A 10,913-nucleotide genomic window follows, 5' to 3' on the forward strand; every position below is an offset into this window, starting at 1 on the left:
GACGAACGGGGCCCCGACCGGCACCGGCTAGGCTTTCCGGCATGACTTTCTCCGTGGCGGTGGCCGGCGCGAGCGGCTACGCGGGCGGCGAGCTGCTGCGTCTGCTCGCCGGCCATCCCCAGTTCGAGGTGCGCACCGTCACGGCGCACTCCAACGCCGGGCAGCCGCTCGTGGCCGTGCATCCGCATCTTCGTTCGCTCCGCGAGCTGGTTCTCGTCGACACGACGACCGAGAATCTCTCCGGCCACGATGTCGTCTTCCTCGCCCTGCCGCACGGCGCCTCGGGCGAGATCACCGCGACCCTCCCCGAGGACGTCCTCGTCGTCGACTGTGGAGCCGACCACCGACTGACCGATCCCGCGGACTGGGCCGCATACTATGGCGGCGACTTCGCCGGTGCGTGGCCGTATGGCCTGCCAGAGCTCCTCATCGGCGGCGGGCGCACTCAGCGCGAGCTGCTTCGGGGAGTCCGGCGCATCGCGGTACCCGGCTGCAACGTCACGGCGATCACTCTCGGTCTCGCCCCCGGGCTGCATGCGGGGGTGATCGAGCCCGCCGACCTCGTGTCGGTGCTCGCCGTCGGGCCCTCGGGCGCGGGCAAGAACCTGCGGACGGATCTCTTGGCGAGCGAACTCCTCGGCTCGGCGCACGCCTATGGCGTCGGAGGCTCCCATCGCCACAATCCGGAGATCCGGCAGAACCTCCTCCTGGCCGGTGCCGGTCCCGTGTCGATCTCGTTCACGCCGGTCCTCGTGCCGATGGCCCGGGGCATACTCGCCACCTCGACGGCTCGTCTCGCGCCTGGTGTCTCGGCACATGACGTCCGCGCCGCGTGGGAGGCCGCGTACGGAGACGAGCTCTTCGTGCAGCTGCTGCCCGAAGGCTCCTTCCCCCGTACGGCGGACGTCGTCGGAGCGAACACCGCCCTCGTGGGCATCGCCGTCGATGAGCGCGCGCACCGTGTCGTCGTCGTCACCGCCCTCGACAACCTGGTCAAGGGGACAGCGGGTGCCGCGATCCAATCGGCCAACATCGCCCTCGGCCTCGCCGAGTCCCTCGGCCTCAGCGTGAACGGAGTCGCGCCGTGAGCGTCACCGCAGCAGCCGGATTCACCGCGGCGGGAGTCGTCGCGGGGCTCAAGTCCACGGGCGCGCGCGACGTCGCGCTCGTGCACAACCTCGGCCCCCTGCAGAACGCGGCGGCCGTCTTCACGAGCAACCGCTGCAAGGCGAACCCCGTGCTCTGGAGTGAGCAGGTGATGGCCGACGGCGTCGTCTCGGCGATCGTCCTCAACTCCGGAGGAGCGAACTGCTACACCGGCGCCGCGGGCTTCCAGGTCACGCACCGCACCGCCGAGCTCGTCGGCGAGCGGCTCGGGGTCTCGGCGGGCGATGTCCTCGTGTGCTCGACGGGGCTCATCGGCGACCAGCTCGATCTCGCGAAGATCACGAGCGGCGTGACCGACGCCTCCGCGGCCCTCGCCGACGGCACGGAGGCGGGCGAGTCGGTCGCTCGCGCGATCATGACGACCGACACCGTGCCCAAGCAGTCGACCGTCCGTTCCGAGCACGGGTGGACGATCGGCGGCATGGCCAAGGGTGCCGGGATGCTCGCGCCAGGTCTTGCCACGATGCTGGTGGTCATCACGACCGACGCGGTCCTCGACTCCGCCGAACTCGATGCCGCCCTGCGCGCCTCCACCCGGGTGACCTTCGACCGCCTCGACTCCGACGGCTGCATGTCGACCAACGACACGGTCGCTCTTCTGGCGAGCGGCGCCAGCGGGGTCCGCCCGGAGGTCGTCGACTTCACCGCCGCGCTCACCGAGCTGTGCCGCGACCTCACCCTCCAGCTGCAGGCCGACGCCGAGGGGGCGGCGCACGACGTGGCGATCCGCGTCGTCCACGCCGCGACCGAGGACGAGGCGGTCGTCGTCGCCCGCGCCATATCGCGGAGCAACCTCTTCAAGGCCGCGATCTTCGGCAACGACCCCAACTGGGGCCGGGTCCTCGCCGCCGTGGGCACGACCGACGCGCAGTTCGACCCGTACGGCATCGACGTGGCGATGAACGGGGTGCAGGTGTGTCGTGCCGGCGAGCCGCACGAGAGCCGCGACCTCGTCGACCTTGCGCCCCGCCGGGTGGCGGTCGATATCGACCTGCACGCGGGAGACGCGACGGCGACGATCTGGACCAACGACCTCACGCACGACTACGTGCACGAGAACTCCGCCTACTCGAGCTGAGCCGATGGACGACGTGACTCCCACCCCCGCAGAGAGCCTCGCCCTGCGCGACGCGGCAGCGGCGAAGGCGGAGACCCTCATCGAGGCGCTGCCGTGGCTGCAGCGCTTCCACGGACGCACGATGGTGATCAAGTTCGGCGGTAACGCCATGGTCTCGGAGGAGCTGCAGCGCGCTTTCGCGCAAGACATCGTCTACCTGCGGTACGCCGGCATCCGGCCCGTCGTCGTGCACGGCGGAGGCCCGCAGATCACCCGGATGCTCGACCGGTTGGGCATCGAGAGCGAGTTCCGGGGCGGCTACCGCGTGACGAGCCCCGAGGCGATGGAGGTCGTGCGCATGGTGCTCACCGGCAGCATCAGTCGCGACATCGTCCGCCGGATCAACGAGCACGGCCCGCTGGCCGCAGGGATCTCCGGAGAGGACGCGGGGCTCTTCGTCGGTCGCCGCCGCTCGGCCGTCATCGACGGCGTCGAGCACGATCTGGGACTCGTCGGCGACGTCATCGCCGTCGACCCTGCGGCGGTCCTCGCCCAGCTCGAGGCCGGTCGCATCCCGGTGGTGTCCTCGATCGCGCCTGACTCCGACGACCCCACCCAGTCGCTCAACGTGAATGCCGACGCAGCCGCCGCCGCGCTCGCCGTCGCGCTCGGCGCAGAGAAGCTCGTCGTCCTCACCGATGTCGCGGGCCTCTACTCCGAGTGGCCCGACCGAGACTCGCTCGTGTCGCACATCTCCTCCGACGACCTCGCCGCGATGCTGCCGTCTCTCGAGTCCGGGATGATCCCGAAGATGACGGCGTGCCTCGACGCCGTGCGCGGCGGTGTCCACAAGGCCGCGATCATTGACGGCCGCATTCCGCACTCGATCCTGCTCGAAGTGTTCACCTCCGAGGGGATCGGCACCGAGGTCGTCGCCTCGGCCGACCCGCGCGACCGGGAGCGAATGTCGGGCCGCTGATCCTCAATGGCCCCGGCTCCGAGCGTCGATCCCGTCCCGGATCGGCGCACCGACGGCCCTCGCGGCCGGACCGCTCCGATCGAAAGGCCCCCATGTCCACTGTCACCGACACCCACTCGCACGCCGACGCGGCCCGCGACCGGTACTCGGCCGCGATGATGCGCACCTTCGCGCCACCGCTCGCGGTGCTCGAGCGCGGCGAGGGCTGCCGTGTCTGGGACGTGGACGGGCGCGAGTACCTCGATTTCCTCGGCGGCATCGCCGTCAACTCGCTGGGCCACGCCCATCCGGTCTTCGTCGAGGCCGTCACGCGCCAGGCGGGCATCCTTGCCCACGTCTCGAACTACTTCGCGACCAGCCCGCAGATCGAGCTGGCCGAGACCCTCCGCAGCCTCACCGGCGCGGGCGAGCGCGGCCGCGTGTACTTCGCCAATTCGGGTGCGGAGGCGAACGAGGCGGCGTTCAAGCTGGCACGCCTCAACTCCGCGGGTGGCCGCCACCGCATCCTGGCGCTGCAAAACGGGTTCCACGGGCGCACGATGGGCTCGCTCGCGCTCAGCGGTAAGGCTGCGATGCGGGCCCCCTTCGAGCCCATGCCCGGTGGTGTCGAGCACATCGAGGCACGGCTGGAGGCGCTCGCCGCGGCCCTCGACGACTCGGTCGCCGCGGTGATCGTCGAGCCGATCCAGGGTGAGGCGGGTGTCCTCCCGCTTCCCCCGGGATTCCTCGAGGGCGCGCGCGAGCTGACCCGCGAGCACGGCGCGCTGCTCATCGTGGACGAGATCCAGACCGGTATCGGGCGCACGGGTCACTGGTTCGCCTATCAGGCGACCGGTATCGTCCCCGACGCGGTGACGATCGCGAAGGGGCTGGGCGGTGGCTTCCCGATCGGCGCCCTCGTGACCTTCGGCGACGCCTCCGATCTGCTGCAGAAGGGGCAACACGGCAGCACCTTCGGCGGCAACCCTCTCGCGACCTCCGTCGCCAGAGCGGTGATCGGCGAGATCGAGCGCGCGGAGCTGCTCCGCAACGCGCGCGAGCGAGGCGCGCAGATCGTCGAGGCGGTCGCAGCCCTCGGCTCGCCGGACATCGACGGGGTCCGCGGCTCGGGCCTGCTCCTGGGCATTGCGCTCGCACGCCCGGTCGGTGTCGAGCTCGCCGCCGCTGCGCTCCGTGAGGGGCTCATCGTGAACGCCGCCAATGAGCGGACCCTCCGCCTCGCCCCGCCCCTCATCGTCACCTCTGCGGAGGTCGAGGAGTTCGCCGCCCGCCTCGGACGCGCGCTCCGGATGCTCGACGCGTGACCGTGCCCACCTTCCCCTCCATCGAAAGCGACCTGCACCCGTGACCCGCCACTTCCTCCGCGACGACGACATCACTCCGGCCGAGCAGGCCGAGATCCTCGACCTGGCGCTCAAGCTCAAGCGCGACCGTTTCGCTCAGAAGCCGCTCGCCGGCCCGCAGACCGTCGCCGTGATCTTCGACAAGTCCTCCACACGCACTCGCGTGTCGTTCGCGGTCGGTATCGCCGATCTGGGCGGAGTCCCGCTGATCATCTCGACCGCGAACAGCCAGCTCGGCGGCAAGGAGACGGCGTCCGACACGGCTCGTGTGCTCGAGCGCCAGGTCGCCGCGATCGTGTGGCGCACCTACGCGCAGTCGGGCCTGGAGGAGATGGCGCGCGGCACCCGCGTCCCTGTTGTGAACGCGCTGTCTGATGAGTTCCACCCCTGTCAGCTGCTCGCCGATCTGCTCACAATCCGCGAGCATCGCGGGCGGCTGGCCGGCCTCACCCTGACTTTCTTCGGCGACGGTGCGAGCAACATGGCGCACTCCTACCTCCTCGCCGGTGCGACGGCAGGCATGCACGTGCGCATCGTCTCGCCGGAGTCGTACGCTCCCGACTCCGCGGTGCTCGCCGATGCCCAGCGCATCGCGGCCACGACCGGAGGCTCCGCGCTGAGCACCACGGACTCCGTCGCGGGTGCTGCCGGCTCCGACATCGTGGTCACCGACACCTGGGTGTCGATGGGCAAGGAAGACGAGAAGACCGCGCGGGTCGCGACCTTCGGCGCTTACCGCGTCGACGCCGGCACGATGGCGGCGGCGGCTCCCGACGCACTGTTCCTGCACTGCCTCCCGGCCGACCGCGGCTACGAGGTCACGGCCGACGTGATCGACGGTCCGCAGAGCGTGATCTGGGACGAGGCCGAGAACCGCCTGCATGCGCAGAAGGCACTGCTCGTCTGGCTCCTCGCGCGCGCCGGCGTCGCCGGCGTCGCCGGCGTCGCTCACTAGACTCGACGACCGACACCGAGGAGAACCATGACGGAACGACCCTCCGCCCGCGCGGGCGAGGCGGGAGCCCTGTGGGGAGGCCGCTTCGCCGGCGGTCCTTCGCCCGAGCTCGCCGCACTGTCGAAGTCGACGCACTTCGACTGGCAGCTCGCGCCCTACGACCTCGCCGGCTCTCGTGCCCACGCGCGAGCGTTATCCGCGGCCGGCTACCTCGACGAGTCCGAGCTCGCGGGAATGCTCGCCGCACTCGAGCGGCTCGGCACGGCCGTTGCCGACGGGAGCTTCACGGCCGAGGACTCCGACGAGGACGTGCACGGCGCCCTCGAGCGCGGCCTTCTGCTCGAGGCGGGGGCCGAACTCGGCGGCAAGCTGCGTGCCGGCCGCTCGCGCAACGACCAGATCGCGACTTTCGTGCGGATGTACCTCCGCGACCATGCCGCCATCGTGGCCGAGCTCGTCCTGCAGCTCATCGACGCGATCGCCGCGCAGGCCTCGGCCCACCCGGCGGCGATCATGCCTGGACGCACGCATCTCCAGCATGCGCAGCCCGTGCTCCTCGCGCACCATCTCCTGGCCCACGGCTGGGCGCTGCTGCGCGACCTCGAGCGTCTGCGCGACTGGGCGGCGCGCGCCGACGTCTCGCCGTACGGCTCGGGGGCCCTCGCGGGCTCGACCCTCGGTCTCGATGCGGAGGCGGTCGCCCGCGACCTCGGCTTCGGCTCCAGCGTGCCGAACTCGATCGATGGGACCGCGAGCCGAGACCTGGTTGCCGAGTTCGCCTTCGTCAGCGCCATGATCGGCGTCGACGTGTCGCGGATCGCCGAGGAGATCATCCTCTGGAACACCCGCGAGTTCGCGTTCGTCACCCTGGACGACGGCTACTCGACCGGGTCGTCGATCATGCCGCAGAAGAAGAACCCCGACATCGCCGAGCTCGCGCGAGGCAAGGCCGGCCGCCTCCTCGGTAACCTGACCGGCCTGCTGGCCACCCTCAAGGCGCTGCCGCTCGCTTACAACCGCGACCTGCAAGAGGACAAGGAGCCGGTCTTTGACTCGGTCACGACGCTCGAAGTCCTGCTTCCCGCCTTCAGCGGCATGATCGCGACGTTGACCTTCCACACCGAGCGGATGGCCGAGCTCGCACCCGAGGGCTTCTCGCTCGCGACCGACGTCGCCGAGTGGCTCGTCAAGAAGCACGTGCCGTTCCGCGATGCGCACGAGATCACCGGTGAGCTGGTCAAGCTCGCGGAGTCCCGCGGCCTGGGCCTCGAGGATCTCGACGACGTGGCGCTTGCCTCCGTGTCGCCGTTGCTGACGCCCGAGGTGCGCTCGGTGCTGAGCATCGAGGGCTCGGTCGCCAGCCGCGACGGGGTCGGTGGTACCGCGCCCGCCCGAGTGGCGGAGCAGCTCGCCCAGCTCACCGAGCGGGTGCGTGTGGTGCGGGCAGCGCTCCGCGGAGAGCGCTCATGACGCTCCGCGGGCCGGGAGGCGACAGCCGGCCGCCGCTGCGACCCTGGCAGCAGCGCACCCTGGTCGTCCTCGCGGGGGTGGTGATCGTGGCCGTCCTCGTGATCACCCTGGTCTCGGGCAAGAGCTTCTTCTAGAGGTGGGCGTCCCCGATCTCTCGCGGTCTGCGCTCGACGTCGCCCCGGAGCTCCTCGGCTGCGTGCTCCTGCATCGCACCGAGGCGGGGGTGGTCGGGGTGCGCCTCACCGAAGTGGAGGCGTACCTCGGCACCGGCGAGGACCCCGGGTCGCACGCGCACCGTGGCCCGACCCGACGGACCGAGCCCATGTTCGGCTCGCCCGGCTCCGTCTATGCCTACTTCAGCTATGGCATGCACACGTGTATGAACATCGTCTGCTCGCCCGCAGGCACTGCCTCAGCCGTGCTGGTGAGGGCCGGCGAGGTCGTCGTCGGCGAGGGGCTCGCCCTGCTCCGGCGCGGCCCGGTGCGCTCGCGGGATCTCGCGCGGGGCCCCGCGCGTTTGGCGAAGGCGCTCGGTGTGCGGCTCGAGGAGTCGGGTGACCCGCTGGACGCTGCCTTCGAGTTGCGCGGACGGGAGGCTCCGGTCGAGGTGGTGGCCGGCGTGAGGACCGGGGTCTCGGGACAGGGCGGAGGGGCGGACTTCCCGTGGCGTTTCAGCATCGTGGGCGATCCGACGGTCTCGCCCTATCGGGCGGCGGTGCCCCGGCGTCGCAGTCAGCCCGCCAGGTAGAGCCGGCCCAGCACGCCGAGTGCCGCCGCCCAGGCGAGGCTCGCGAGGGTCCCGATGATGAAGCGCTCGCGTGCCTCCGGCGAAGCGAGCTCGCTGAACCGGCCGACGCCCTTGATCGCGACGACCACGGCGATGCCCTCGGGGAGACCGCTCAGGATCGCCCCCGCGGCGGCGATCCGCTCGAGGACCCCGATGGTCGTGCCGCCGCGCAGCACCTCGATCGGCTGACCGATCGCGGTGGGTCTCGCCTCGGTCGAGGGCCGGGGCTCTCCGGCGACCATGATGCCGCCGTGAGTGCCGCTACGCGAGTCGGCGGTCGCGAGGTCGAGTGTGAGCAGCACGATCGGACCACCGCCGACGACCGCCAGCGCGAAAGCGAGCACGGCCGCCGGCATGCCGTGCACCGGAAGACCTGAGGCGTTCGCGACCGCCGTCAGGAGGAACGCGGCCGCCGCCGCTCCGAGAGCGATCCACGCGAGGGTCGGTCGGCGGAGGCGGACCGCGAGCACCGCGCCGACGAGCCCGGCGATCAGGACGAGGACGACTCCGAGCTGCGAGCTCGCGTGCAGCCCGGCTATCAGCAGGCCCGGAGGGGCGGGGAAGTCCGTCATCGGGAGGTCCTTTCGTCGACGGGGTCGAGCGTACTGTCGAGCACCGACAGCAGCCGGGCGAGCGCGTCGCGAGCAGGCGCATCGACCCGGGCGCTCGCGGCGCGCACCCGCAGGCTCACTGCCTGGGGGGACACGTCGAGGTGCTCGGCCGCCTCCTTCTGCGAGAGCCCGCTCTCGAGCAAGTCGACGATCTGCCAGCCGGCCTCGGTGCGCGCGTCTCGGAGGTGCAGCAGCGGGTCCGCGAGCGCCTGGATGTCGGCCGCTGCGGGGAAGGCGCCGACGGGGGAGTCGGGATCGAGTGAGAAGCGGCTGGGCCGCCCCTTCGCTGCCTCGACCGCACGGCGAGCGGCGAAGTACGCCTCTCCTCGAGCGGCGCGCGTGGTGGGAGGGAGCGGACGCTCGACCGCGCCGATCCCGAGACCGATGCTCCAGTGCGTGCTCCGGTGCAGGGCGAGGACGACCGAGACGACCGCGTCCGCCCGGTCGAGGACGAGCTGGAACTCGTCTCCCGCGGTGCGCTCGGGAGGCAGGACGAACCCCTCGAGCGTGGTCTCGAGCAGGCGGGCGATGGCCGTCTCGACGCGGTCGTCGTCGTGACGGCTGTCGCGCTGGTCGGCGGTGATGACGAACATGGGGCCTCCGCAATCAAGCATGCACGCTTGATCAGCTTCGATCAAGTCCTGAAGCTTGATTAAAGCGGTAGGAGAGGAATCCACCCACGGTATCGTGGGGGAGTGACCGACCAGGACGTCCAGGGTTCCGCGACCACCCCGCTGCTCGACCGCTCGTTCGACTCCGTCTGGGACGAGCTCGTCTGGCGTGGCTCTGTGCACGTCTCGACCGACCGCGATGCTCTGCGTCTCCTGCTCTCGGGCGAGCCGATCACCTACTACTGCGGATTCGACCCCACAGCGCCGAGCCTTCACCTCGGCAACCTGGTGCAGCTCATCGTGATGCGACGCCTGCAGCTCGCCGGTCACCGGCCTCTAGGTCTCGTCGGAGGCTCCACCGGCTTGATCGGCGACCCGCGCCCGACCGCCGAACGCACCCTCAACTCCCGAGAGACGGTCGTCGAATGGGTGGCGCGGCTACAGGCCCAGGTGTCGCGCTTCCTCGCTGTCGACGGAGAGAACGGGCTGCGCCTCGTGAACAACCTCGACTGGACGGCCCCGCTCTCGGCGATCGACTTCCTCCGCGAGATCGGCAAGCACTTCCGGGTCGGCACGATGCTCAAAAAGGACGCGGTCAGCGCGCGGCTCAACTCCGAGGCGGGCATCAGCTACACGGAGTTCAGCTACCAGATCCTCCAAGGATTGGACTTTCTCGAGCTGTACCGCCACTACGGCTGCGTGTTGCAGACCGGGGGGAGTGACCAGTGGGGCAATCTCACCAGCGGCACCGATCTGATCCACCGCACCGAGGGGGTCTCGGTCCATGCGATCGGCACGCCGCTCGTGATGAACTCCGACGGCACGAAGTTCGGCAAGAGCGAGGGGAACGCCGTGTGGCTCGACCCCGAGCTGACGAGCCCGTACGCCTTCTACCAGTTCTGGCTCAACACCGATGATCGGGATGTCGTCGACCGGCTGAAGGTGTTCACTTTCCTCCCGCGCACCGAGATCGACCGTCTCGAGCGGGCGAGTGTCGACGAGCCGTTCCGTCGGGAGGCGCAGCGTGCGCTCGCCGACGAGGTCACGACGCTCGTGCACGGCGCCTCCGTGACGCGCGCAGTGGTGGAGGCGTCCGCCGCGCTCTTCGGCCGGGGCGCTCTCGACGGCATCGAGCCGGCGATCCTCCGCGGTGCGTTGGAGGCGGTGCCGTCGACCGAGGTGAGCGCGACGACCCCCGTGATCCAGGCGTTCCTCGAGACGGGGCTCGTCGCGAGCATGGGGGAGGCTCGTCGGGCTCTCGCGCAGGGCGGGCTCTCGGTGAACAACGTCCTCGTGGCCGACGAGTCCGCCGTGCTCGGTGATCTGCCCCTCATCGACGGCATCGCCGTCTTGCGCCGGGGCAAGAAGAGCTTCGCCGGCGCGTTCGTCCGCTGAGCACGACGAACCGGCGACAGGCGAGGCACGTCGATCGCGCGCCCGATGGAGCCTGATCGCGACACGCCCGGGACATCAGCGATTTGCCGCCCGCCGAGCACCGACGTAATGTAACTCCTCGTCACCCCAAAGGAGCGGCAAGCGAGAGTCGGACGCAGAGCGTCGAGACCAGCTGGCCCACCTCAAGCGGGGACCATCCCCTCGCTCCAGGTTCGCAAGAGATTCGTCTCTTGAAGATCGCAGGATGCGAGCGTAAGATGCAAAGCCTCCACGGGATCAACGATTCCGGCTTCGGCGCAACGATCAGATCTTCGGTCTGGTCGAGCATCGTGAAGGAGACCGGGTTTGACCGGGTCTTGTGGATGTGCTAGGTTAGGCAAGTTGCCACGGCGGCAGAGAGGTTTTTACTTCTCTCAAGCTTAGTGTAGTCGCTTCATGTGAAGCAAGCACATGGCAATTTTTATTCGATCACTCTCGTTGTGAAGCATCTTTGTGGTGTGGAGGTGGGGTGTGTCCGATTCTTGAGAACTCAACAGCG

At 70.1% G+C, this 10,913-nt stretch carries 11 protein-coding genes; 9 read left to right on the forward strand and 2 right to left on the reverse strand.

What is annotated here, in order from left to right:
- The first annotated feature begins 41 nt into the window (after positions 1-41).
- The 8 genes from argC (at position 42) to ITJ45_RS13840 (ending at position 7,719) form a co-directional block, all read left to right on the forward strand.
- Entirely contained in the window at positions 42-1,088 is a 1,047-nt protein-coding gene (argC, locus tag ITJ45_RS13805) for an N-acetyl-gamma-glutamyl-phosphate reductase (RefSeq protein ID WP_194610881.1), read from the forward strand.
- Complete coding sequence (argJ, locus tag ITJ45_RS13810; protein ID WP_194610879.1) at positions 1,085-2,245, forward strand: bifunctional glutamate N-acetyltransferase/amino-acid acetyltransferase ArgJ; 1,161 nt, start codon at positions 1,085-1,087, stop codon at positions 2,243-2,245. Before argC ends, argJ begins: the two co-directional genes overlap by 4 nt.
- A 4-nt stretch (positions 2,246-2,249) precedes the next feature.
- Positions 2,250-3,203, forward strand: a complete 954-nt coding sequence (gene argB / locus ITJ45_RS13815) for an acetylglutamate kinase (protein WP_194610877.1) — start codon at positions 2,250-2,252, stop codon at positions 3,201-3,203.
- A gap of 92 nt (positions 3,204-3,295) precedes the next feature.
- Positions 3,296-4,507 carry an acetylornithine transaminase gene (locus ITJ45_RS13820; protein ID WP_194610875.1) on the forward strand — a complete coding sequence of 404 codons (1,212 nt, stop codon included), beginning with the start codon at positions 3,296-3,298 and terminating at the stop codon, positions 4,505-4,507.
- Positions 4,508-4,547: 40 nt separating this feature from the next.
- Entirely contained in the window at positions 4,548-5,501 is a 954-nt protein-coding gene (gene argF, locus ITJ45_RS13825; protein ID WP_194610873.1) for an ornithine carbamoyltransferase, read from the forward strand.
- Positions 5,502-5,528: 27 nt separating this feature from the next.
- Complete coding sequence (argH, locus tag ITJ45_RS13830) at positions 5,529-6,971, forward strand: argininosuccinate lyase (protein ID WP_194610870.1); 1,443 nt, start codon at positions 5,529-5,531, stop codon at positions 6,969-6,971.
- Entirely contained in the window at positions 6,968-7,105 is a 138-nt protein-coding gene (locus ITJ45_RS13835; protein WP_194610868.1) for a hypothetical protein, read from the forward strand. The genes argH and ITJ45_RS13835 overlap by 4 nt, the downstream gene beginning before the upstream one ends.
- 2 nt (positions 7,106-7,107) lie before the next feature.
- Positions 7,108-7,719, forward strand: coding sequence for a DNA-3-methyladenine glycosylase (locus ITJ45_RS13840; RefSeq protein WP_194610866.1), 612 nt, complete (start codon positions 7,108-7,110; stop codon positions 7,717-7,719).
- Here the strand turns inward: ITJ45_RS13840 and ITJ45_RS13845 are convergent.
- Complete coding sequence (locus ITJ45_RS13845) at positions 7,704-8,330, reverse strand: hypothetical protein (protein WP_228493988.1); 627 nt, start codon at positions 8,328-8,330, stop codon at positions 7,704-7,706. The genes ITJ45_RS13840 and ITJ45_RS13845 overlap by 16 nt on opposite strands.
- Complete coding sequence (locus ITJ45_RS13850) at positions 8,327-8,962, reverse strand: helix-turn-helix domain-containing protein (RefSeq protein ID WP_194610864.1); 636 nt, start codon at positions 8,960-8,962, stop codon at positions 8,327-8,329. Before ITJ45_RS13850 ends, ITJ45_RS13845 begins: the two co-directional genes overlap by 4 nt.
- Before the next feature lie 102 nt (positions 8,963-9,064).
- Between ITJ45_RS13850 and tyrS the strand changes: the two genes are divergently transcribed.
- Positions 9,065-10,375 carry a tyrosine--tRNA ligase gene (tyrS, locus tag ITJ45_RS13855; protein ID WP_194610862.1) on the forward strand — a complete coding sequence of 437 codons (1,311 nt, stop codon included), beginning with the start codon at positions 9,065-9,067 and terminating at the stop codon, positions 10,373-10,375.
- Positions 10,376-10,913: the final 538 nt, after the last annotated feature.

It is taken from the genome of Rathayibacter sp. VKM Ac-2879, assembly GCF_015351245.1.
GTDB lineage: Bacteria > Actinomycetota > Actinomycetes > Actinomycetales > Microbacteriaceae > Rathayibacter.